The following is a 24,798-nucleotide window of genomic DNA, read 5'->3' on the forward strand; positions in this document are numbered from 1 at the left end:
TATGCACAAACGGGTCAAGTACCCATATCATAACGTAAAGGGAAAGCAAATCAAAAACAAACGAGGAGTGGTTTTTAATGTACGGATACGATAATGCCCCAATGCCAGTTACTAGCCCAGTTCAAGGCACTTTCTGCGGCGGAGGTTACCCATATGCAGGAGTAGCAGGAGCAGGCTGTGGATATGGTGGTTATGGTTATGGCGGATTCGCTTTAATCGTAGTATTATTCATTCTATTGATCATCATCGGTGCTTGCTGCAGCCATATCTGGTAAGCGGCCATCTGATAATAAAAATAATGTTTCGACTGGATAGACTGCCCGCAACGATGCGGACAGTCTATTTTTTCTATTTCAAGAGATTAGTAGATTGAACAATCTGAAATTAAGTAAAACACGAACATTAAAACGGTTGTTTGTTTTATAGTTCGTTTTATTATTGACTCTCCCCTGTGTTTTTGTTATATTTACCAAGGGTTAAGGAAAAAACAGATTGGCGGGGGATGCGAAATGAATACAAACTATGATGTGATCGTCGTCGGAGCAGGACCAGCTGGGATTTTTACATGCTATGAATTATCTTTAAAGATGCCTGAAGCAAAGGTTTTGCTTATTGATAAGGGTCACGATATCTATAAAAGGAATTGTCCGATTCTTCAGAAGAAGATTGAAAAATGCCCGCCGCCGGCTGGGAAAAAGGATTTCGCTGGCTGTCTGCCCGCTTGTTCAATCACGAATGGATTTGGCGGTGCAGGAGCTTATTCTGACGGGAAGTTCAATATTACGAGTGAATTTGGCGGCTGGATGACTGATTATCTGCCTGATTCCAAAGTTGTGGAATTAATTAAATATGTTGATGAAATCAACCTTAAACACGGCGCGACAGAAAGCATAACAGACCCAATGACCGAAAAGGTCCGTGAGATTGAAAGAAGGGGCTATGCCGCCGGGCTTAAGCTTTTAAGGGCACAGGTGCGCCATTTAGGCACTGAGCAGAACCTTGAAATCTTAAAGAATATATTTGAATACTTAAAAGATAAAGTTGATATGGCATTCAAGACCGAAATTCAGGATTTGATCACAGAAAAAACATCAGCAGGTCATAAGGTGACGGGCGTTGAACTCAAGAATGGGGAAAAGCTATTTGCAGGCAAGGTGGTCGTTGCGCCTGGACGTGATGGCTCAAAATGGCTGACCGACATCCTGAAAAAACGAAGGTTTAAGATGATCAACAACCAGGTTGATATTGGAGTAAGGGTTGAGACATCGAATGTAGTCATGGAGGAAATAAACGAGCATTTGTATGAAGGCAAATTTGTCTTCAATACATCTGTAGGTACCAGGGTAAGAACATTCTGCAGCAACCCATCAGGACATGTTGTAGTAGAAAACCACTCGGGCATTATGCTGGCAAACGGACATGCTTATAAAGATCCAAAGCTTGGCAGCCAGAACACAAATTTTGCTTTGCTGGTTTCACACACATTCTCGGAGCCTTTTGATAAGCCAAATGAATTTGCCCATGAAATTTCAAGATTGGCGAACAGCCTTTCTAATGGCGGATTGATTGTCCAGAAGTATGGCGATATTTTAAAAGGCCGCAGATCGACGGAAAAAAGAATCAAAGAAGGCTTCCTTGAGCCTACCTTAAAGGAAGCAGTTCCAGGGGACTTAGGGCTTGTGCTCCCATACAATACGCTGAAAAGCCTGGTTGAGATGACCGAAGCATTGAATCAAGTCACTCCTGGCCTTGCATCAGAGCATACGCTTTTTTATGGAGTTGAAGCAAAATTTTATTCAGCAAGGCCAAAATTAAATGACAGATTTGAAACAGAAATTGACGGCCTGTACGTCGGCGGTGATGGAGCCGGTATTACAAGGGGATTGGCCCAGGCAAGCGCCTGCGGAGTCTGGATTGCAACAGATATCATCGAAAAGGCTAAAACGGGCAAGACCATGGAACCGGCGTTAGTTTAAACCTGCATACAGCCCTCTGCTTCTCTGTTAAAATAATGATATAAACAGAGCAGAGGCGGGGAAAATATGTTTGCACCTAAATTATCTCCTGGGGACGAAATTAGAGTGATTGCTCCAGCAACCAGCATGATCATCCTGAAGGAGGCACAAATTGAAATCGCGGTTGAAAGGCTGACCAAGCTGGGCTTTAAGGTGACATTTGGCAAGAATGCCGATGCGCATGATGAGTTCTTCAGTTCATCGATATCTGAAAGGGTCGAAGACTTGCATGATGCATTTGCCGATCCAAAGGTAAAAGGTATAATAACTGCGATAGGCGGCTACAATTCTAACCAGCTTCTAAAATATATTGATTACAGCCTGATTGCTGCTAACCCAAAAGTATTTTGCGGGTTTAGTGACATAACAGCTTTACAGCTTGCCATTTATAGAAAAACAGGGCTTGTTACCTATTCGGGACCTCATCTTTCCAGCTTTGGTGTCAAGCACGGTTTTGAATATACACTTGAATCGTTCCTGGATGCTGTCACAAATGATGCACCTTTTGAAATAAATCCTTCTTCTTTCTGGACAGATGACTTATGGTATCTTGACCAGGAAAACAGGACCTTTCATGAACAAAGCGCATATACGATCATCCAGGAAGGCGAAGCAGAAGGCCGGCTGATTGGCGGAAATCTTTCTACAATTAATCTTCTTCAGGGTACTGAATTCATGCCGCACCTTAAGGATAGCATTCTCTTCCTCGAGGATGATGAAGAGAGCCATTCAAGGAGCTTTGACAGAGACCTGCAATCATTGCTTCATCTTCCGGATGCTGATTCCATTAGAGCACTCCTGATTGGACGGTTCCAGAAAAACTCAGGAATTACCGAAGAAGCATTAAGGAAAATCATTTTTTCCAAGGAAGAGCTAAGGAACATTCCCATTATAGCGAACGTTAATTTTGGTCATGTCCAGCCAATCGCAACAATTCCAATCGGTTCAACCGCAACTGTGAAGGCCGCGGGCGGAGAAACAGAGATCTTTATAGAACAAAAAGCATAGTTCACTAACGTAAGGCACCTAATCAATAGGTGTCTTTTTCTTTTATCGGGTACCTAAAGATTAGGCCCGGTATAATAACAGACATGTCCAGGGGGAATCTGTCAAAAACGCCCAGGGTTTCCACGCCAACTCTTTAGGCTCCTTCAATAAAACTGAAATTTTCCTCTTAAACGCAATATTCCCGCTTTCAACTCATACAATTTACAGAATGTCCAAACATTTTAATGAATGCGGTGAATGGAGTGAAATTATGAAGCCGTCCTATTTAATCAAACCTGCCCTTGATGACATCTACCCTGAAATTGATTATGGCAAAGGTGTCTATCTTTATGACAAAGAAGGCAAGCAATATTTGGATGCATCATCAGGTGCTGTTACAGCAAATATCGGACATGGAGTGGAAGAAATAATCCAGGCAATGCATGAACAGTCGAAGAAGGTTTCTTTTGTGTACCGCTCACAATTCACGAGTGAAGCAGCTGAAAAGCTTGCCCAAAAGCTTGCCGATTCCATGCCTGGTGACCTTAATTGGTCATTCTTCGTCAACAGCGGTTCTGAGGCAACGGAGACTGCACTGAAAATCGCGATCCAATACTGGCAAGAACAAGGAATGAAATCCAAAACCAAAATTCTATCAAGATGGGTCAGCTATCACGGCATTACTCTTGGTGCCCTGTCCATGTCAGGCCATCCTGGAAGACGGGCAAGGTTTGTTCCGCTCCTTGAGGAATTCCCTGCTATCTCTCCGCCATATTGTTACAGATGTCCTTATCAAAGTTCAGCCCCTCAATGCGGTTTCTTATGCGCAAATGAGCTTGAGGCTGCGATAAAAAGGATTGGTGCTGATCATATTGCCGCATTCATTGCAGAGCCAGTAATTGGCGCAGCCGGAGGAGCGATCTCTCCACCTGCTGGCTACTATAAAACAATTAAAAAGATTTGTGAGGATCATAATATATTGTTCATTGCAGATGAAGTAATGACAGGCTTCGGAAGGACTGGGACGATGCTTGCATGTGAGCAATGGGGTATCATTCCTGATATTGTCGCACTAGGAAAAGGAATGGGGGCAGGCTATGCGCCGATTGCTGCCACACTGGTCAGTGACCGAGTTATTGCGCCAATCAGGCATGGTTCAAAAATCATTATGAGCGGTCACACCCTCAGCGCCAATCCCCAGTCCTGTGCGGCGGCGCTGGCTGTTATTGAATATCTTGAGAAAAAAGAGATTTTGAAGGAAGTAGAGTCAAAAGCTACTTATTTGAGAAATAAGCTTGATAGACTTAAAGCGCAATTCCCTTTTATTGGAGAAATCAGAGGGAAGGGACTTCTTCTGGGGGTTGAATTTGTCCAGTGCCAAGAAAAGAAAACACCTTTTGACCGAAAAGTGAAGCTGACTGAAACGCTTGTGAAAATAGGAAGGGAGAAGGGGATCCTTCTGTATCCAGCAGGGGCGGGTCTCGATGGAATGTCCGGGGATGCCGTAATCATTTCCCCTCCCTTAACGATAACGAAACGTGAATTAGATGAGCTCGCAGCCCGGTTACAAACAACATTAGCTGAAGCTTTTAAGTTATTGGGATTGCCAGAAGGAAAGGAAGCTGAAAAATAAATGGAAAACCCATTCGGCAAAATCGGGACTCTAGAACAGGCAATGGAACATTTCCACGATGGTATGACGCTTATGTTTGGCGGCTTTGGCGGGGTTGGGTCACCGCCTGAACTAATTGATGGGATCCTTGATAAGAACATAAAGGATCTGGTTTTGATTGGAAATGATACAGGTTTTCCTGAAATCGGCATCGGAAAGATTGTCAGCAGGGGAAGGGCAAGAAAAATTATTGCATCCCACATTGGATCCAATCCTGTTGCTGGTGAACTAATGACCCAGGGGAAGCTGGAGGTCGAGTTTTCACCGCAAGGGACTTTGACAGAAAGGATAAGGGCTGGCGGCATGGGACTCGGAGCTATCCTGACAGATGTGGGTGCAGATCATGAATTTGTTTCAAGGGGTAAAAAGAAAATGAACCTTAATGGCAAGGAATACCTTGTTGAAACGGCACTGACAGCTGCAGTTTCCATCGTTTTTGCCAGGAAGGCAGACCCTTATGGAAACCTCGTTTTTGATAAAAGTGCCCGAAATACAAATCCGCTTGTTGCGATGGCGGGTGATTTTACCATTGCTGAGGCTGAAGAAATAGTACCTCTTGGAAGTCTCGATCCAGAAGAAATTGTTACTCCTGGAGTGTTTGTGGATATGGTGATTCCTTCGAGTGGGGTGAATTGGAAATGGGCATGGGAATAGATATCAGAAACAGAATGGCCAAACGGGCAGCGGAAGAAATAGGTCCTGGAATGGTCGTCAACTTAGGAATAGGCATTCCCTCCCTTGTCCCAAATCACCTTCCTTCTGATATGAAAGTGATGTTCCATGCCGAAAACGGAATAGTAGGCATGGCCGAGTCGCCTGAAAAGGGGCTGGAGGATGAAAACTTATGCAATGCAGGCGGTTTCCCCGTAAGCCTTGTTGCCGGTGCATCTTATTGTGACAGCGCAACAGCTTTTGGAATGATTAGAAGAGGGAGAGTTGAGCTGACGGTACTTGGGTCTCTGCAGGTTAGCAAAAAAGGGGATCTTGCAAACTGGATAGTGCCAGGAAAAAAGATACCGGGAATGGGCGGCGCAATGGAATTGGCCCAAAAAGTTGGCAGGGTAGTAGTGTTGATGAATCATACTGATAAGAACGGAATGTCGAAAATTGTAGATTCATGCACACTCCCTTTGACTGCCGCGGAATGTGTAGACCTTGTGATCACAGACCTTGGTGTCTTCAAAGTTGAAAATGGATCTTTAGTTTTGACCGAAAGGTTTGCACCGCACACTGTTGCTGACATCGCTGCCAAAACCTCCTGTGATTTTTCAATCGCTGAGGAAATCCGTGTCATTGAATACTGAAAGGAGCTGTTACCATGCATACTGCTGAGGAGAAAGTGCGGAAATACATCAAGGAAAACAGGATTAGAGGGACCCGGCTATTACAGAAGCTTGTGCAGGAGGCAAGTACAAGAGGGAATGAAAGCGGAGCTCAGGCCGTCATTATCGAGAAATGCCGGGAGCTTGGACTGGAAATGGATATCTGGGAAATCGGCGGGGATGGATTAACAAAACATCCGGCATTTTGTTCTGATCGCCAGAGCTTCAAAGGCAACCCAAATGCAATTGGAATCATGAAGGGAAGCGGCGGGGGGAAATCGATGATCCTGAATGGGCATATCGATGTGGTACCAGCTGGCAATCTAAATGATTGGGAAGGTGATCCCTTCAGCGGGCATATCGAATGCGGCAAACTATATGGCAGAGGCTCTACGGACATGAAGGGAGGAACCACTGCCCTGTTGATGGCGATAGAGGCTATTAAAAATGCAGATATTACCCTGAAGGGTGATGTAATCTTTCAAAGTGTCATTGAAGAAGAGAGCGGAGGTGCAGGGACACTTGCAGCCGTTTTAAGAGGATACAAGGCCGACGGCGCGATCATCCCGGAGCCGACTAATCTAAAAATCTTTCCAAAGCAGCAGGGCTCTATGTGGTTCAGGATTTCAGTGAGAGGAAAAGGAGCGCATGGCGGAACAAGATATGAAGGTGTAAATGCCATCGAAAAAGCGATGTTGGTGATTGAAAGATTAAGAGAGCTTGAAAATGAAAGAAATAAGAAAATTACCGATCCATTTTTCAGCAATATTCCCATCCCTATTCCAATCAATATAGGGAAGCTCCATTCAGGAGACTGGCCTTCATCTGTTCCGGATTTAGCCGTGATTGAAGGCAGGATTGGGGTCGCTCCAAATGAAAGCCAGGCTCAGGCAAAACAGGAACTGATGGATGCATTAGCCAGACTCTGTGAGAAGGATTCCTGGCTTATGGAGCATCCGCCTGAACTGGAATGGTTTGGTGCAAGCTGGCTGCCTGGTGATCTCGATCCTGATCATGAATTGATTACTGTTTTATCCAACAGCTTTAAAAATGTAAGGAAAAGCTCTCCTCTCATTGAAGCTTCTCCATGGGCCACGGACGGAGGGATTCTTTCAAGGGTCGGAGGAGTACCTGTCGTTGTCTTCGGTCCTGGTGTAACAGAAACAGCACATCAGGCAAATGAATATATCAGACTGGAAGATGTTTTCGATACAGCAGAAATCGTGGCACTGACACTGTTGGAATGGTGCGGAGTCAGCTGAGAGGATAAAGTTTACATGCATTTGGTTGATTGAGAGCCTCCCGGTTGTGCAGCTGCTTGATAAATCGTTAAAATAGATAAGGAAGAAGATCACCTGATGAGATACTACTCAGGATCAGTAATTCAAGACTCCAGTCAAATACAATCAGGCTGTGAGCAAGAGGAGGTAAAAAGTGAAACAGTCCCTTTGGATTAACGGAGAATTTGCAGAATCAGAAACGTATCGTCCTCTGTACAGTCCCTTCAGCGGAGAAATCATTGCAAAAATTTCCGAAGCAAGCAGTGAGGATGTCCTTAGTGCAATTGAAGCTGCTGATAAAGCTGCAAGGACAATGGCAAAAATGGAAGCCCATAAACGTGCGGATATTTTGCAAAGAGTTGCAGATTTAATCAGTGAAGAACGCGAGGAATGCGCAAGAATGATTGCGAAAGAAGCCTCCAAGCCCCTTAAAGCAGCACGAGCGGAAGTGGACCGGACGATCATGACTTATAGCTTTGCAGCACAGGAAGCAAGGAGAATCCATGGAGAGACAATTCCGCTTGATGCAGCTCCGGGTGGAGAAGGACGTGTAGCTTATACCGTTAAGGAACCCCTGGGTGTTATAGCGGCAATCACTCCATTTAATTTCCCTATGAATCTTGTAGCGCATAAGATCGGCCCTGCCATTGCCGCAGGAAACACAGTCGTCCTCAAGCCTGCAAGCCAGACACCGCTTTCTGCTTACAAGGTAGCTGAGTATTTCCATAAAGCAGGGCTGCCATCAGGAGCGTTGAATGTTGTGACAGGGAGCGGAAAAAGTATCGGGGACATTTTAGTAACGGATGACCGGGTGAAGAAAATAACCTTTACTGGCAGTCCGGCTGTAGGTAAATATATTCGTGAGAAAGCGGGACTGAAAAAAGTGACGCTCGAGCTTGGTTCAAATTCAGCCCTGATTGTCGATGAAGGAACAAATCTGGAAAAGGTAATGCCGCGGATCGTGACAGGTTCATTCTCAAACCAGGGTCAGGTTTGCATCTCAGTACAAAGGATTTTTGTCCATGATTCAATGGCTCAGGAGTTCACCTCATTATTTATAGAGGAGTCAAGAAAGCTGAGGGTAGGTGACCCTCTTAATGAAGAAACTGACATTTCAGCAATGATCAGCGCAAATGATGTTACAAGGGCAAAATCATGGATTCAATCTGCTGTCCAGAACGGTGCTGAGCTCGCTCTTGGCGGAGACAGTGACCAGCAGGTCCTAAATCCTACTGTATTGCTCAACGCAAAACCGACTGACAAGATTTCATGTGAAGAGGTTTTTGCCCCTGTCGTCAATATCAATACCTTTACTGACTTTGATGATGCTATTGCGAGTGTAAATGATTCACAATTTGGGCTGCAGGCAGGCGTTTACACAAATGACTTGGGGAAAGCATTCAAGGCGTCGAAGGAACTTCATGTTGGCGGTGTGATGATAAATGATATTCCTACTTTCCGTGTTGATCATATGCCGTATGGAGGCGTCAAAATGAGCGGAACAGGCAGGGAAGGTATAAAATACGCAATTGAGGAAATGACCGAGCTAAAGCTGGTATCGTTCAAGCTTGATTAAATAGCCTGGCCTTGTGCCAGGCTTTCCTTTTACAATTTTAATTAACAGTTACAGAAAGATTCAATAATAAGAAGTGTAAGATCGTTTTTTTCTGAATAACCATTATCATAGTTAAGTGAGAAGGGGGAGTCGTTCATGCATCCCGGCAAAACACTAGAGATAACAAAAGGGAATTATCAGCTTAAGGTTTATGTTGATCCACAAAACCGAAGGCTTAGAGTGGATGATTATTTAGGTGATTTAGCTGCTGTGCTGGAATATTCAGAGGAAATGGCTGGGAGGGAAAAAGCAGATAAGCTGATTATTAAAGGAAGACAAGAGCATTTTGCCCAGCTTCTTGAAAAAGGCTATAGATTTGAAGCTGCGATTGATGGATATTTTCTGGGTTCTCATTGTTTATTTTTCTCAAAGTTTCTTAGTGAAGAACGGCAAAAATCCCTCCATTGGACTGAAGAAGATGGAATCGTAAAAAGTGTATACCATCTTGCTGAACCCAAACAAACCATCCTCCCGCCTAACACATATGTTTTGAAAAAAATGGAACAATCGGATGCTGCCCGGCTTTCCGAGCTATATAAGAACGTCTTCCAGGTTTATCCGACACCGCTTAATAATCCAGACTATATCATGCAGACCATGAAGGAAGGGACTGTATATTACGGATTCACCCAGGGTGACAATGTGGTCAGTGCTGCGTCTGCTGAATTAAATACCTTTTATCGGAATGCGGAATTAACCGATTGTGCCACACTCAAGGAGCACAGGAAACATGGCCTGATGAAAATCCTGCTGAACCGATTGGAGCAGGAGTTGATCGAGAATGGGATTTTCTGTTCATATTCGATTGCAAGGGCACTTTCGTTTGGAATGAATGCTGTATTGTACCAGCTGGGCTATGCTTATAGAGGAAGGCTTGTTAACAATGTTTATATATATGATAAAATCGAGAATATGAATGTTTGGGTGAAGGATTTGGCAAAGCCGCCAAATTTTAGGCAGTAAAAGGACAGATTTTCAGCACACTGTCATATACTTATCATGGGAGTGTGATAGGGATGAATTCAATTTCAAATGTGACTGAGGAAATATTAAGTGCAGTCTTGAAGTGCATTGATGAGGCCATTCATGTTGTCAATACAGATGGAATCACGATTTTTTATAATGAAGTAGCCGCAAAACATGATGGCCTTGAGATCAAAGAGGTGATAGGAAAGCCGCTTTTAACCGTTTTCCCTTCACTAAACGAGGAGTCAAGCACCTTATTGAAGGTCATTCTTACAAAAAAACCGATCTACAATGAAACTCAAACCTTTGTCAATCTGCACGGCAGGAAAATTGAGACCGTCAATACTACACTGCCTATTTTTGTACAGGGCGAGTTGATTGGAGCTGTAGAGATTGCCAAGGATTATTCCCGCATCAAGCAGCTATCTGAAAGGCTCCTCGACGTACAGAAATCCATCAAGCATCGAAGCGGCAAGGCCATCAAACAACAAGCAGGATATACCTTCAGCGATTTGCATACAAATAATCCCCAATTTCTCCAGATCAAACAGAAGGCCGAAAAGCTTGCAAAATCTGACTCTCCCATCCTTGTTTACGGTGAAAGCGGAACAGGGAAAGAATTATTCGTCCAAGCTATCCATAATGCATCATACCGATCCAGTGGCCCGTTTATCGCGCAAAATTGTGCTGCCATTCCCGAAAATCTGCTGGAAAGCATCCTATTTGGCACCTCCAAGGGAAGCTATACGGGTGCAATGGACAGGCCAGGATTGTTTGAGCTTGCCAATGGCGGGACCCTTTTCCTCGATGAGCTGAACTCCATGCCTTATGACCTGCAGGCAAAGCTTTTAAGAGTGCTGGAGGATGGTGCAGTAAGAAGGGTAGGGAGCACCACGATCCAATCAGTTAACGTCAGGGTAATATCTGCCATGAATGTCTTTCCTGGTGCAGCAATGGAACAGAACCAGCTTCGGACTGATTTATTTTACAGGCTGAATGTCCTGACCTTTCAATTGACACCATTGCGTGATCGGAAGGAAGATATCCTGTATCTGTCCAATATGTTCATCAATCAATACAACAATCTGCTGCATAAGCAAATTAAGGGCATGGACACGGAGGTAAGTGTTACTTTTCTAGATCATCCATGGCCTGGAAATGTCAGGGAGCTGAAGCATACGATTGAATATATGATGAATGTGTGTGAGGGCCAATACCTGACATTGAACGATTTGCCGGTCATGCTTCAGCAGAAACCGAGCGCCAGGGAATTCACAGGTCCAAAAAGAAGCTCTTTCATACTTCGGGAGCAGCTGATGATGGTTGAACAGGAACTGATTTCCGAGGCATTGGCAGCCTGTGAGGGCAATATTCAAAAGGCAGCCAAGCTTCTCGAAATCCCCAGGCAGACCCTGCAATATAAAATAAAGAAACTGAATATATAAAAAACAATTTATAACCTGCCGGGAATTCAGCAGGTTATTTTTTATTTTTTATGGAACTGGCAACCTATAATCAATTTAAAATCCCAGCTGAATAGGCGATTGATTAATTTTTGAAAATAACGTCTTTTTTGGCACGGAACTTGCATTTAATTTATGTACAAATTCCACAAGGGGGAAATAAGATGAAACAATCTTTATATAAACCTGCAAGGCATTGGAAGGATATCGAGCTATGGAAAGATGTGACAGAGGAACAGTGGAATGATTGGCTTTGGCAGCTCACGAATACAATCCGGACACTTGAAGATTTGAAGAAAGTCATCAATCTTACACCAGATGAAGAAGAAGGGGTAAGGATTTCCACTAAAACTATCCCGCTAAATATAACGCCGTATTATGCATCCTTAATGAATCCAGACGACCCTCGATGCCCGATTCGGATGCAGTCAGTTCCTATTTCAAAGGAAATTCACAAAACTAAATACGACCTCGAAGACCCGTTGCATGAAGATGAGGATTCGCCCGTTCCAGGCTTGACCCATCGATACCCTGACAGGGTTTTATTCCTGGTGACAAATCAATGCTCCATGTATTGCCGCTATTGTACCCGCAGGAGATTTTCCGGCCAAATCGGCATGGGAGTTGCTAAAAAGCAGCTTGATGCAGCGATTGAATATATCAGCAGGACGCCTGAAGTGAGAGATGTTTTGATTTCTGGCGGAGACGGTTTGCTCATTAATGATAATATTCTCGAATATATCCTGAAAAACCTGCGTGAGATTGATCATGTAGAAATCATCAGGATTGGAACGAGGGCACCGGTTGTATTCCCGCAGAGAATAACCGAAAAACTGTGCTCCATCCTTAAAAAATACCATCCAATTTGGTTAAACACTCATTTTAATACATCAATTGAAATCACTGAGGATTCCAAGCGTGCATGTGAGATGCTGGCAAATGCAGGAGTTCCGGTAGGGAATCAATCAGTCATCCTTGCAGGAATCAATGACAGTGTTCCAATCATGAAAAAACTGATGCATGATCTCGTCAAAATCCGTGTAAGGCCATATTATATCTATCAGTGTGACCTTTCTGAGGGGATTGGCCATTTCCGTGCCCCGGTTTCAAAAGGATTGGAAATCATTGAAGGGTTAAGAGGACATACATCCGGATATGCTGTGCCTGCGTGATTTTTTAATATAAGTATGAAAAACGTAATAACTGCCTATACTTCGGACTAAAGAGAAGTATAAGGGGATTTTTCTATGAAGTTAAACCACCAGTATCACCATATAGCCATCTATTTAAGAATAAGCCAAGAAAAGAAAAATGAAAATGAAGAAACCCTAAAGAATCATAGAGAAATACTGATTAACTATGCACAGTCAATAAACTGCACCTATGACATCTATGGAGAGATAATCAGCGGAGGAAAATCTGAACTCGAAGATAGAAAGGAATTACAGCGGCTCCTAAGCAATATAGAAAAGTATGATGCAATCCTTTGTTTTGAATTATCAAGGTTATCTAGGAATGGGCTCATTTCACAAACGGTAAAACAATATTCTATCGACTATGGAAAGTCAATTCTAACACCTTACCATGAATATGATCTAGCTAATAATGAAAATGATCGATTGATGTTTGATTTAGGAAGTTTAATTGCCAGTCATGAACACGGTGTTATTGGAAAACGAAGTAAACTTAATAAGATACAAATGTCAAAAGCAGGATTACATGTTAGCGGAAATGTTCCTTTTGGTTATATCCGAAATAATATAACTAAAAGGCTAGAAATTAAGGAAGAGGAAGCTAAAGTAGTAAGATATATATTTGAATTACATTCCAGTGGATTGGGTAGCTTTAAGATCCGCGACATTTTAAATAACGAAGGGTACAAAACATCAAGAAATAATCCTTTTCAATTACCGACAATAAAAAGAATTATACAAAACCCAGCTTATAAAGGAACGATTGTATTTAATGATAGAAAAAGAATTAAGAAAAAAGGAAAATTTACATATGAAATTGTAGATACAATTGTAGTAGATAAAGCACATCCCTGGATAATATCCCCTGAATTGTGGGAAAGTGTGAACCAAGATCGATTAGCAAGGGCAACTAATGCAGCCGTGATTAGAGAAAAACCAGCTATTAAAACAGGGATAACTATGCTGAAGGATCTGATTTACTGTGGGGTTTGTGGAAGAAAAATGACCATTAGAAAAGATAACAAGAACAGTAAATTTTATACCATAAAGAGATGTGAGTACTTATTAAAAGAAGGTGTTAAATGCAAAAATAGCGGTATAAAATTAGAGTTTGTAGAAAAAGAAATTATTGAAGAAATCCAAGAATTCAAAGAAACATTATTAGATAGTGTTAAACTGCTTCAGAGAAATGATTCTTCCAATATAGAACAACAGTTAAAAAATAAGCTTAGTCAAATAAATAAAAAGTTAGAGGAAGTTTTAAGCCAAGAGAAACGGTTAATCGATTTAGCAGTTGAGGGAGTTTTTTCTATAGAGGAAATCAGGGTGAAAAAGCAAAAGTTATTATTATTAAAACAAAATTTAGAGGTTGACAAAAATAAAATAATTGCGGATTTAAACAATCCATCAAATGAAAGTATAGCTGAACAAATGAACAGAATGATAGTGAGCATTGAAAATTTACAGTTAATGAATACGGAAGAAGTAAACCAAACACTGAAGACTTTTATTAACAAGATATATTACACACGAGTTTTGCCGGAAGAATTGCTGAAGAAATCAACACGTAATGATGAGAGGAGATATTATCCATTTAAATTAGAAATTGAGTATAAGAAATAAAGTTTCATCTAAGATAGGCTTTAATAAATCTTTATGTAAGATCCTTCAGGAAAACAATATACATGATAAAGAAGGTTTTTGGATGTATGTAAAAAATAAAGTTATAGAATCCGTGCAAATGTAATAAAGATCTTTAATCTATATAAATTATTTGTAAATGAATTAATGTTGAAGTTATTGTTTCACTGTATGAATTAAAGCCTCTCTAGGAGACATACTTCTAGAGGGGCTTTGTTAGTGCGACTTTACAAATCTTTTTTAAATCTCTTCTTTCAATAACGCTCCGATCTTCGTACTTAAAGCCCTGTAAACAGCTTCTTGCTCATTAATAACAATATTCTTATTCCTTGTGTAATTAGGATCTATATAAATTTTGGTAGATGAAATGTATTCATGTCCTAGTAATTGTTGTATCATAAATACGTTACTACCTGCATCCAGCATATGAGTTGCAAAAGAGTGGCGAATGCTATGGACTTTAACAAATGGTAAATTTGCAGACTCAAGATATTTTGTCAACATGCTTCTTACTTTACCAGGGGTAAGTTTATCTCCACCTTCTGTAAAAAGATAGTCCGGTTCAGATAGATTGTTAACAGAAATATAATGCTTTATAACTTTGCCAAATCCATTTCTAAGAGAAACTATCCTAGCGGTCTTTGTTTTTGTTTTCGTTAGTGAAATCATCTCTGATTCAAAATCTATATCGTTAATTTTTATATTCAGAAGTTCAGAAATCCTCATTCCTGTTGAAAATAAAAGGCTAAAAAGTAATACGTCCCTAACTAGATTTTCGCTATGTGAAACTATATTATGAAAGAGTCTTAAAATTTCATGTCTGCTTAAGATTCGTGTGGGTTTTTTCTCTTTCTTATATTTTTTCATATCAAACTTCATATTGCTGACTATATCAGGGAAATTTTCATTTTTATAAAGATATTTAAAGAAACTTTTTAATGCACTATATAATAATGCTAAGTTGCCCTTTTCTACATTTTCGTGTAGAAATTCATCTAATAGAGAAGAATTTAATGGAGTAAAGATATCACCACTTTTCAGCCTTATTACATGTATTTTTCTTAGGTCAACTTCTTCAATACTACAACTTAATTTTTTTGCTAAAAATTCACTAAAAGAATATAAAGCTTTGGTGTACGTTTTTTTCGTCGAGTTAGCTAAGTTTATTACTTTGTTATACTCGTCAATTTTCAGTAAAAAGTTACTCATCGAATCCCTCAAATCCAATCATATGACTTAATAATTTCTCAAAAGGAAAAGGATATTTCCCTACAACTTCTTCTTGCAAGTCATGAGGAAACAACTTAGTGTAAATTCTAGTAGTCTCAATACTTTTGTGTCCTAAAACTTGCTGAAGAATCTCTATTCTCATTCCTTGTTTGATTGATTGGACTGCAAACGAATGTCTAAAAGAATGAACACAATAATCTTCTTCGATTCCTAAAGCTAATAACATAGTTTCTACATATTTTTGGATCGTCCTTATCAGCACTGGTCTTCTTTTATCATAAATTCTTTTGGAGAACAAATGCCTATTATCATTCCTTTTTATCTCCCTTACTCCAGTTCTTGATAAGAATTTCATAACAACATCTTTAACTTCTGGGTACATAGGAATATATCTTTGCTTATTTCCCTTAGCTTTTCTTATAAAGATTACATTTTCCTCAATTTTAAAGTCCTCTATTCTTAAGTTAACTAACTCGCTTATTCTACAACCTGTTCCTATTAAGAAGTAAATTACGGTGTAATTAAAGAAAGGAGAAGATGTTTTCAAGGAATAACTTAACATTTCCCTGACGATACCTGTAGGTATATAGCGAGGGAGCGTTTCATATTTATAGATGTCGAATCGATAACGGATATCCTCAGAAATATATTGGTTAGTATAGGCATATTCAATTAAAGATTTAATGATTGCCTGGTAAGTGTTTTTGGTTCCAGGTGAAATTTCTTGTTTTGATGAAGTATTAAAAAATTCATCCATTAACTCTGCATTTACATCCAGTAGACAGAAATTCGGATTTTTATTGGTTAGGAAAGTTTTAAACCTATTTAGAAAATAGGTATAATAGGTATAAGTAGTTTCTGATTTTTTTTTGTTTTCAAGGTCTTTGGAAATTTTCCCTTTGAATTCCTCTATGATTTCACTAGCATTCTTTGTGGAATCTAACCTCCTGTATCCTTGTAAAAGGTTTAGAAAGTCTTTCAATTCGATTCCATACTGTTTACAAATCGTTTCTGGATCCATATTAGGATTTAATTGAATATGATCCATCATTTTCATCTCCTTAAGAAAGTTGATCTAACGGATTAAATGGCAGAGAATTCTTTAGTAACCTCTTCACACTCTTATGAACATAGTACTCCGTTGATACCCAGTGTAAATGCCCCATTGTTTTGGAAACTTCATCGAAATCATTTAAATTATCAAGAGCATTAGTAGCATATGTGTGTCGCAAACACTTAGCGTTAATTTTAGCAACTCCAAAAGCCTTTTTATTGAAATTATAAATCATAGTAGAAATTCCATTCCGTGAGAAAGGTTCACCGAATATATTAATAAACAAGCTCTCATGTTGGGGGTTAAATTTATTTCTTACATCAATGTATTTTTGAATGAGCTTGGTCAAATCTTTGCTTATCTTTAAGGTTCTTTGCCCAGATTTTACAGAGTAGAGGGTTATTAGACACTCACTAAGCCTTAGGTCATTTATTGAAAGCCCAGTTATCTCAATTGGTCTGCAACCTAACTCCATAATTAACAGTAAAATACTTATATCTCTTAGTTTAAAGCTACTATTTTTTTCTGCTGTTTCTATTAAATTTATTATGTCTGGGGTAGTAGCATAGGCATTGGTTCTATTCCCGTGACCTTTTAGAGATGGGGGAACATTATAGTGGAAATTTAGTTTCAAAAAATCGACAAAAAGTTCCACAACGTATAAATACTTATAGACAGTACACTGCTGTATGTCCCCGTTGTTTAGCCTTTTGATAAGGTAATTCTCATAGTTGAGAACGTCTTTTAAACTGAAAATTGAAATGTCCTCTCCAATCGTTCCCTCTTTATCAGCAGCTTCAGCTAAAAACTCCTTGAACCTTTTTAAATTTCTAATAGTGTTTCTTCTGGTACTTGGTGCATATCCTTTTTCAGAATCCAAAAAATTATTAAAAGAATGGACGATATCGCCTAAAGATTCTAGCCATGGTGTTAGTGGCTCAATTCTATTTTTTTTCAGAAAGGAACGACCCTTTATTAAATGTTCATTTAAAAAGGTAAACAATTGATCCACATAGTCGTTAGGATCAAAATCTTTTGTTTTATGAAAGTTCTTCATACCTTTAAACTCATTCAATAAAAGATGGATTTCAGATAATGAAATTTTCCCCTTAGAATTTTCTGGAAAGATTAAGTTGTTCTTAGCAGGAATACTCATAGCTTAACACTCCATTTGTATAAAATTTTCTGATTACTTTATTGCGGTAAAATGTTATAATTGAAGAGAAGATAACCATGTAAGGTGGCTGCTTTATTGAGTTTTACGGATTTTGATGAATGATCTGCCAATTTAAATAAGGCTCAATAAAGTACTGTTAATATATTTTCCACTTTTAGGAAATTTATTCGTATTATTTTTTTAATACGAACTTCTCTTTATCGTGCTAAAGTGTTTTATGATTGAATTTTTAGAAAGGGAGGTGTTGGAAATAATCAACCTTATTCAAGTAATTCAACAAGGATTTCCTAATAAATCTTTTTGTTATCGCCCTGTTCTTAAGTCCATGTCTTTTTTCCGACACACTAACAATCATATAACCGGATATTTAGTCGATAAAAGAATGCACTTTTAAAAGTGGAACGGTGATGTATCAATTTTGTTAAGTTATATTTGTTCTGGTGATATAAGTGCAAAAACATATTCCTGAATATATATTTAACAAATTTAAATACATCAGCATTAACCTTAAAGATTTTCTCGGGGGGATGGTAGACGAAGAAGACTATATAAAAACACGAAAGGACTCACTAGGAAGGGTCATCCTTCAGTGGCCAGAACTAATTTTTCTGAAAATGGATATGGGATATTACGCAGATTACCTGCTAAAGTTTTCTTTGTATTCCAGACGTATGATTCTCATGGAAGATGAAATAATAGGTTTTTCTCAGCAGCAACTGTATTCCTTTTATGGTATTTCTCACGACACAATTAGAAGATACCAGGGAAAAACTAAAAAGAAAGTAAGGAAAAAACATAAACCTAAAATACGAGATATAACCAGGTATTCAAATGTTGCTAAAGAGGTTGTTGCTTTCCTTGCAATATTATCTAGGGTTCCTTTTTCTTGGGTAGAAGAAGAAAGTCCCGAGCAATTATGGACGATCCAGCATTTTATTTACTTAGATGATTCTAAAAAGAGCCTTGCTTGGTTGAAAAATGAATTAGAGTATCTTCCTCTCGCAAAATCAATTCATGATGTAAGAGGAATAGTAATTAATCAAGATGTAGCTAATCCCTTATACCTCCGGATAGAATGGGTTAAGGGTGGGTTAATTATTGAAGTATTTAATCCGAATTGTACAATTGGTGAGATTGTTCCCTTAATAAAACTATTACAGAAATATAATTATGCCTTTGGGTATATGGATACTGTAATTACAACTCAAAAAAATTTCACTTTTATAATTAACCTTAAAAATAATTCTCCGATTTGTTTACCAATGGAATTCAAGAGTTTGGACTGCACTTTTTAAAGTGCAACCCTATTTGAATAGCTGAAAATGCTGAACCTCCTATTAAAAGGAGGTTTTTATTTGCTTAAAAGTAATGAGGGAATTGAATTAATGAAGAAAAGAGGAATTCAGAAATTAGAAGAATGGTTAGAAGAAGAATTAAAAAAGGAGGAGGAGCAAAACGAGAAAAATGAAAATCAAAAGTAACATTTCAAGATAATATTGAAGTCCAAAGTATGAAAAGTAAAAGGGGGACATGCAAAACTTATGTGAACATTGGATATATTTTCTCAAGAACTTGAAAGCGGTGATAAAGGTGAAGGAAATATTAATTGATGAAAATTCCAGGAAGCCGCCTTGCACCCGTATAAGAAAAAATGATCCTAATATAGAACTTATGGCAAAAGCATTTCTTTTATTGTATACAAATGCACAAAGGGGGTCATGTAATGGGTACTGACTTCCTTTGTGAAGTGTATTTAAAAAACAGATCGGTGTTAAAAGGGAGTAAAGGTTTAAATATATAGAACTGGTTGATAATTGTTATTTTAAGTGTCGTTCATGCTTCAAATGTAACAGTTGCAAAGTCAAGAAATACTCTAGAACCCATTTTGGAGGGAAACAAGTAACTCCAAGATATTATGGAAACGATTCATGGGAGTTCGCTAAATGAAAGGTATCATCCAACTGGTAGAGGCCATAAGTGGAAACACATGGTGTTTGTAAGAAGGCAATCGTTTATTTGGCATCAATTAATTGAAAGATTACCTGTTCCTTATAGACTAAAGGCATATCTGGATTATCTGGATTCTGAAGACTTATCGGTTCCGTATCTAAGAGAAAATATGCAAATTACATCTGGTAATTACATTAATATAAAGAATTATGAATTAATGATAGAAGAGGGCTTGCAGACAACCCTCCTGAAACTTGCTGTAGTCTTAGATATACCCATTAGATATTTGAAAGGTTTTGACACCAGTGAATTGGTAGTTGCAGATTTTGATGAATACGATTATTTGATAATGGATAATAAGCAATCGTTTTCAGAAATTGTATCATGGACACTGAAAAGAGATATCTGTCGAATTATTGAGGGTTTTATCGTTGACCGAGAAGGAAATTCCTTTTGTCCATAAAAATCATGTATATGTTAGAGTAGATAAAAATGTAAATTTCTTCCGATTTGAAATCTTCCTTGAATCAAGACCATATGCATCAGTAGGTCAAATAAAGGAATTATTAAATGCTTTTCAGGGTAGTGTAAAATATGTGTATAAAGAAGAGTCGTTACTAAGAAAGGTACCAAAATTAACTTTTATAGGCATTTATAAAAATACCTCACTTGAACTACTCGAGGAATTTGTAAATGACTTAAGTGAAAGTCCTGGAAAAGAAAGAATCTATCCATTCTAATACCTAAAATATTTATTCCTCTTATTACATCCTAGGAAGTAATAAGAGGTTTTTCTAATTAAAAGTAATTTAATCAATTAGTTATAAGTTTTAAAATATAGACTTATATAGCAAGGAGATTTAAAGTATTTATAATGATTTAATGATACACGTAAACTATTTCAAGGATCTAGAGAACCTCTTATTACTAAAGTAATAGGGGGTTTTTTGATGCGTAAGTCAAAAGCACAAACATTAGAACAGAAAAAATTAAATGCTCTAAAAGTATTGGAGAAATGGGAACTAAAAGAAAAGGAACGATTTAAATATAAAGACGAGGAAGAAAAGATAATAAAACCTGAAAAAAAGTCACCATGAAAATAAAGATAAAGGCGAATCAAACCTCAAACCATGTGAGTCCTAACCAGCCACCTTGCACCAGAATATGTAGAAATAATCCGAATTTAGAACTAATGGCAAAAGGGTTTCTGGAATTATACTTAAGATCATTGAAAAATTCATAAATTATTGAAGCTCGCCAATCAATGAAAATAAGTAGAGGAAAGATCTTCTCTACTTTTTGGGGGGCTTTTTTAAAATTAAATAACGATTCGCTATGGGACAGTGAAATAACCGTTTGTAACTTCAGCTTTTTACTTTTCTAATTAAACAGTCGGTTTTAGAAGTAGCACTAATAAAATAATTAAGTTGAAAACTAATTATTTGATCTTGTTTGTTCTTTTTCCTTTACTTATTAGGAGCATAGGTTACATTTATAGCCATTGGTAGTTAGCTCCATAAATAAAAGGAACGAACAAGAATTTTTGGCATATGAACTTTAAGTAAAAGATTGGATACTTAATGTTTTTTTGCTTAATAAGTAACGTTTTTATAATTATTATTTTATAAATATATGGTTAAACTTTTAGTAACTTGGAAAATGACGGAGGTTATCTAATCAGTGCTTCGTACTCACATATCCAATCGTTATCTAAAAGAAGATAAAGTTATAACAGCTAAGACCCATTGGGAATTAGAAGAAAAAGTTAAAAATCAAAAGCAGCGGTGGAAAGATAAAGAAAAGAAAGTTAAGAACCAAAAAAGGATTGAAAAGTTAAAGTGCTCTGCGATTACAGATACCGAAAGATCTCTAGAGCTAATTGAAGAATATCGGAATCTTCTTCAGTTCTCATTAAATAGAAAGCATTCTATTAATTGGGACAAGCTTTTTAGTAAGGAAACTTACGAAGTTGAGGAACCTAACTTAGAAAAATTCATTGCGCTGGTAAATGTTCCAAAAGAGGATAAATTTTTTGAGCTTTTTCTCCCATCTTTAAAGAAGAAGAGGCTTGAAAAAATGAATGAGGCAGAAAAGGAATATCATCATGCCTACACTGAATATCAAAGAGAAAAAAATGAATTTATTAACGAACAAAGGGAGATTAACGAATCAGTAAAACAATTTAAACTTGCATATGAGGATTCAATTACCCCATTTGTGGAGAAATACTTTGGTACAGTAATTGATTCTTCTGTTTATCCAGAGGGAATAAATAAAAATTTTGATATCCAATATCTATCTGAAGCAAAAGCTTTGGTTATTGATTTTGATTTACCCCTACCAGGAAATGTTCCAGACATCATTGAATATAAATTTATACAAGCTCGTAAAGAAATTGTTACTAAAAAGATGAAGAAAAAAGAATTTGAAGAATACTACGAGGATATCATTTACCAATTAACACTTCGAAATATTTACGAGTGTTATAGTGCTGATTATGGTAAAACAACTGAACTAATTGTATTTAATGGCTGGATACATGGGGTTGATTCTTCAACTGGTCAAGATTTTCACTCCTGTATTGTAAGCCTACAGGCCATGAAGGATGAGTTTATAGCCTTAAATCTTGAAAAGGTAGTACCGAAAGATTGTTTTCGAAATCTAAAGGGATTAAACGCGGGTTATTTATCCCAGTTAGCACCCATAAGACCAATAATGGAACTTAACCGTGAGGATCAGCGTTTTATAGAATCAAAAAAAATCTTAGCTGAGATCAATTCTATTCCAAACTTAGCAGCTATGCCATGGGAGGATTTTGAACATTTAGTAAGAGAACTCTTTGAAAAATATTTCTCCGCTGTTGGTGCCGAGGTAAAAGTAACAAAGGCGACCCGTGATGGAGGTATTGACGCTGTTGCTTTTGACCCTGATCCTATTCGAGGCGGCAAATTTATCATACAAGCAAAGCGTTACAACCAAGTTGTTCCTATATCAGCAGTTCGTGAGTTAAATGGGATAATGGCGGATGAAGGAGCGGTAAAAGGAATATTAGTAACTACAAGTTATTATGGAAACGATTCATGGGAGTTCGCTAAAGGAAAGCCGCTGACTCTTTTGGATGGATCCAATTTGATTCAAATGTTTATGGAATATGGCTACAATGTCAAAATTGAATTAAAGAAAAATGAAAATGTAAATTAATGAATTAACTAACACATGAATAGTCATATAATTTCGGGAGCAAAAAAAGTTTAGTATGTTGTGTTCTTGGAAGGTATCCCATTCGACTATTTATCGAATTTAACAGTAAGGAAGGTTTGAGTAATATTCTAAGCACTTTATGACAACTAGAATTATCCATAAACAGGGATAATGTCATTAATGCCAATTTTTGGGCAGGATAATGCCAAGAAATCAGCACTTTGTATTTTAATAACAACGTGAGATACTGGGATTTTACACCGTCTATGGAACTTAGCAAAGCAGCCAATATAAGGATGAGATGTGATATTTATTATAAAGCTCATTAATTATTTGGTTGCTTTTTAATTTCCCATTTAATAAGCTTAACGATAAATAATTATTACTTAGTTTAAGTGCTAAGCAAACTATGCACCAACAAATAAAAAAACATATTGAAATTTAACTGCCCGTTAATTGGCAGTTTTTTTTGCATTTTTGTAAACCTATAAGTGTCTTCAACAGTTAAACCGGTTATAACCAACATTAGGAATTAACAATTCAAGTTGGCACGGAAATTGCAAGTTGAATAGTGAGTGAAAATGTATTGAGGAGGGGCAATTATGAAACAAACATTATATAAACCCAAAAGACATTGGAAGGAAATTGAGCTTTGGAAAGGAATTAATGAAGAACAGTGGAATGATTGGCTTTGGCAATTAACCAATACAGTACGAACATTGGATGATTTGAAAAAAGTAATAAATTTGACACCTGAAGAGGAGGAGGGTGTTCGAATATCAACAAAAACAATTCCACTTAATATAACTCCCTACTATGCCTCGCTCATGAATCCTGATGATCCAAATTGTCCAATTCGCAAACAGTCTGTGCCTATATCTAAGGAGACTTATAAAACCAAATATGATTTAGAAGATCCACTCTACGAGGATGAAGATTCCCCGGCACCGGGCCTAACACATCGATATCCAGATCGCGTTTTATTTCTAGTAACAAATCAATGTTCAATGTACTGTAGATATTGTACGAGAAGAAGATTTTCAGGGCAAATAGGAATGGGAGTACCCAAAAAGCAATTGGATAAAGCAATTGATTATATAAGAAATACTGAAGAGGTAAGGGATGTTTTAATTTCTGGTGGAGATGGATTATTAATAAACGACCAAATTTTAGAGTATATTCTAAAAAAACTTCGTGAGATTGAACATGTGGAAATTATTCGAATAGGAACCCGTGCACCGGTGGTATTTCCACAGCGAATTACAGAAAATTTATGTTCAATCTTAAAAAAATACCACCCAATTTGGTTGAACACTCACTTTAACACTTCAATAGAAATCACAGAGGATTCTAAAAGAGCATGTGAGATGTTGGCTAATGCAGGTGTTCCTATTGGCAATCAGTCTGTTATTCTAGCGGGAATAAATGATAGTGTTCCAATTATGAAGAAACTAATGCATGACCTAGTAAAAATAAGGGTCCGTCCGTATTATATTTATCAGTGTGATTTATCTGAAGGAATTAGCCACTTCCGTGCCCCAGTATCAAAGGGGCTTGAAATTATTGAAGGATTGCGGGGTCATACCTCAGGATATGCTGTTCCAACCTTTGTTGTTGATAGTCCAGGTGGCGGAGGAAAGATTTCTCTACAACCTAATTACCTAATTTCACAAAGTGCCGACAAAGTAGTGTTACGTAACTTTGAAGGTGTCATCACATCTTATCCAGAGCCTCAAAATTATGTATCAGGGACTGCAGAAGATTATTTTAAGAGTATTTATCCTGAATATGAAAAATATAAATCAAATGTTGGTATTTCCGCGGTGATGAATGATAGAAAATTCAATCTCGTCCCAGAAGATCTTCAGCGCCTAGACAGAAGACAAAAATATCAGGAAGATCCACATCATTCTTCTTTAAAGGATAAGCGGGAAAAACGAGATGAATTAAAAGAAAAGAAATTTAAAGCTCAACAACAAACATCAGTAAATATAATTGGCCAAGAAAAAGAGCCAGCGGGGAATGATTAGAT

Annotated in this window: 21 protein-coding genes and 1 pseudogene; 19 read left to right on the plus strand and 3 right to left on the minus strand. The window is 38.1% G+C overall.

All coding sequences use genetic code 11. The features are described from left to right. Nucleotides 1–101 precede the first annotated feature (101 nt). The 12 genes and pseudogenes from AC3EBE_RS17470 to AC3EBE_RS17525 all read left to right on the plus strand — a co-directional run bounded on the left by AC3EBE_RS17470 (nucleotide 102) and on the right by AC3EBE_RS17525 (nucleotide 14,136). The gene (locus tag AC3EBE_RS17470) at nucleotides 102–275 is read left to right on the plus strand and encodes a YjcZ family sporulation protein (protein WP_488596399.1); all 174 of its coding nucleotides are present in this window, start codon (nucleotides 102–104) and stop codon (nucleotides 273–275) included. 234 nt (nucleotides 276–509) lie between these two features. Beyond that, nucleotides 510–1,976: an NAD(P)/FAD-dependent oxidoreductase gene (locus tag AC3EBE_RS17475; RefSeq protein WP_488596323.1), complete on the plus strand. Its 1,467-nt coding sequence runs from the start codon at nucleotides 510–512 to the stop codon at nucleotides 1,974–1,976. Between the two features lie 66 nt (nucleotides 1,977–2,042). Continuing rightward, nucleotides 2,043–3,023 carry a S66 family peptidase gene (locus AC3EBE_RS17480; protein ID WP_488596324.1) on the plus strand — a complete coding sequence of 327 codons (981 nt, stop codon included), beginning with the start codon at nucleotides 2,043–2,045 and terminating at the stop codon, nucleotides 3,021–3,023. A gap of 250 nt (nucleotides 3,024–3,273) precedes the next feature. Further along, on the plus strand, nucleotides 3,274–4,635 hold the full coding sequence (locus AC3EBE_RS17485; protein WP_488596325.1) for an aspartate aminotransferase family protein: 1,362 nt from the start codon (nucleotides 3,274–3,276) through the stop codon (nucleotides 4,633–4,635). Next, nucleotides 4,636–5,328, plus strand: coding sequence for a CoA transferase subunit A (locus tag AC3EBE_RS17490; RefSeq protein WP_488596326.1), 693 nt, complete (start codon nucleotides 4,636–4,638; stop codon nucleotides 5,326–5,328). Then, a complete protein-coding gene (locus AC3EBE_RS17495) occupies nucleotides 5,313–5,978 on the plus strand; it encodes a 3-oxoacid CoA-transferase subunit B (protein WP_488596327.1) in 666 nt (221 codons plus the stop codon). The genes AC3EBE_RS17490 and AC3EBE_RS17495 overlap by 16 nt, the downstream gene beginning before the upstream one ends. Nucleotides 5,979–5,992: 14 nt before the next feature. After that, nucleotides 5,993–7,258, plus strand: a complete 1,266-nt coding sequence (locus tag AC3EBE_RS17500) for a peptidase (RefSeq protein ID WP_488596328.1) — start codon at nucleotides 5,993–5,995, stop codon at nucleotides 7,256–7,258. Between the two features lie 172 nt (nucleotides 7,259–7,430). Further along, nucleotides 7,431–8,852 (plus strand): aldehyde dehydrogenase family protein, encoded by a 1,422-nt coding sequence (locus AC3EBE_RS17505; protein ID WP_488596329.1) that lies wholly within the window; start codon nucleotides 7,431–7,433, stop codon nucleotides 8,850–8,852. Nucleotides 8,853–8,987: 135 nt separating this feature from the next. Next, nucleotides 8,988–9,854 (plus strand): putative beta-lysine N-acetyltransferase, encoded by an 867-nt coding sequence (gene ablB / locus AC3EBE_RS17510; RefSeq protein WP_488596330.1) that lies wholly within the window; start codon nucleotides 8,988–8,990, stop codon nucleotides 9,852–9,854. A 53-nt stretch (nucleotides 9,855–9,907) separates the two neighbouring features. After that, entirely contained in the window at nucleotides 9,908–11,302 is a 1,395-nt protein-coding gene (locus tag AC3EBE_RS17515) for a sigma-54 interaction domain-containing protein (protein WP_488596331.1), read from the plus strand. 182 nt (nucleotides 11,303–11,484) lie between these two features. Continuing rightward, nucleotides 11,485–12,486 (plus strand): annotated as a pseudogene (kamA, locus tag AC3EBE_RS17520) (lysine 2,3-aminomutase); the annotation flags it as partial. Nucleotides 12,487–12,567: 81 nt separating this feature from the next. Further along, nucleotides 12,568–14,136, plus strand: a complete 1,569-nt coding sequence (locus tag AC3EBE_RS17525) for a recombinase family protein (protein ID WP_488596332.1) — start codon at nucleotides 12,568–12,570, stop codon at nucleotides 14,134–14,136. Between the two features lie 258 nt (nucleotides 14,137–14,394). Here the strand turns inward: AC3EBE_RS17525 and AC3EBE_RS17530 are convergent, their stop codons facing one another. From AC3EBE_RS17530 to AC3EBE_RS17540, 3 genes are read right to left on the minus strand one after another with little or no spacing between them, the layout of a single operon-like run. Beyond that, nucleotides 14,395–15,363, minus strand: coding sequence for a tyrosine-type recombinase/integrase (locus AC3EBE_RS17530; protein WP_488596333.1), 969 nt, complete (start codon nucleotides 15,361–15,363; stop codon nucleotides 14,395–14,397). Next, complete coding sequence (locus AC3EBE_RS17535; RefSeq protein ID WP_488596334.1) at nucleotides 15,356–16,435, minus strand: tyrosine-type recombinase/integrase; 1,080 nt, start codon at nucleotides 16,433–16,435, stop codon at nucleotides 15,356–15,358. Before AC3EBE_RS17535 ends, AC3EBE_RS17530 begins: the two co-directional genes overlap by 8 nt. Nucleotides 16,436–16,445: 10 nt before the next feature. Then, nucleotides 16,446–17,594: a tyrosine-type recombinase/integrase gene (locus tag AC3EBE_RS17540; RefSeq protein WP_488596335.1), complete on the minus strand. Its 1,149-nt coding sequence runs from the start codon at nucleotides 17,592–17,594 to the stop codon at nucleotides 16,446–16,448. Nucleotides 17,595–18,064: 470 nt separating this feature from the next. On the opposite strand from AC3EBE_RS17540, the gene AC3EBE_RS17545 reads away from it, so the two are divergent. The 7 genes from AC3EBE_RS17545 (at nucleotide 18,065) to kamA (AC3EBE_RS17575) (ending at nucleotide 24,796) form a co-directional block, all read left to right on the plus strand. Next, entirely contained in the window at nucleotides 18,065–18,910 is an 846-nt protein-coding gene (locus tag AC3EBE_RS17545) for a hypothetical protein (protein ID WP_488596336.1), read from the plus strand. 60 nt (nucleotides 18,911–18,970) lie between these two features. Continuing rightward, a complete protein-coding gene (locus tag AC3EBE_RS17550) occupies nucleotides 18,971–19,096 on the plus strand; it encodes a hypothetical protein (RefSeq protein WP_488596337.1) in 126 nt (41 codons plus the stop codon). 506 nt (nucleotides 19,097–19,602) lie between these two features. Next, the gene (locus AC3EBE_RS17555) at nucleotides 19,603–20,028 is read left to right on the plus strand and encodes a hypothetical protein (RefSeq protein ID WP_488596338.1); all 426 of its coding nucleotides are present in this window, start codon (nucleotides 19,603–19,605) and stop codon (nucleotides 20,026–20,028) included. Further along, nucleotides 19,997–20,305: a hypothetical protein gene (locus tag AC3EBE_RS17560; protein ID WP_488596339.1), complete on the plus strand. Its 309-nt coding sequence runs from the start codon at nucleotides 19,997–19,999 to the stop codon at nucleotides 20,303–20,305. The genes AC3EBE_RS17555 and AC3EBE_RS17560 overlap by 32 nt, the downstream gene beginning before the upstream one ends. A 210-nt stretch (nucleotides 20,306–20,515) precedes the next feature. Then, the gene (locus tag AC3EBE_RS17565) at nucleotides 20,516–20,662 is read left to right on the plus strand and encodes a hypothetical protein (protein WP_158651563.1); all 147 of its coding nucleotides are present in this window, start codon (nucleotides 20,516–20,518) and stop codon (nucleotides 20,660–20,662) included. Nucleotides 20,663–21,245: 583 nt separating this feature from the next. Next, nucleotides 21,246–22,766 (plus strand): restriction endonuclease, encoded by a 1,521-nt coding sequence (locus AC3EBE_RS17570; RefSeq protein ID WP_488596340.1) that lies wholly within the window; start codon nucleotides 21,246–21,248, stop codon nucleotides 22,764–22,766. Nucleotides 22,767–23,368: 602 nt separating this feature from the next. Continuing rightward, complete coding sequence (gene kamA / locus AC3EBE_RS17575) at nucleotides 23,369–24,796, plus strand: lysine 2,3-aminomutase (RefSeq protein WP_488596341.1); 1,428 nt, start codon at nucleotides 23,369–23,371, stop codon at nucleotides 24,794–24,796. Nucleotides 24,797–24,798 lie beyond the last annotated feature (2 nt).

This window comes from Mesobacillus sp. (assembly GCF_057785455.1).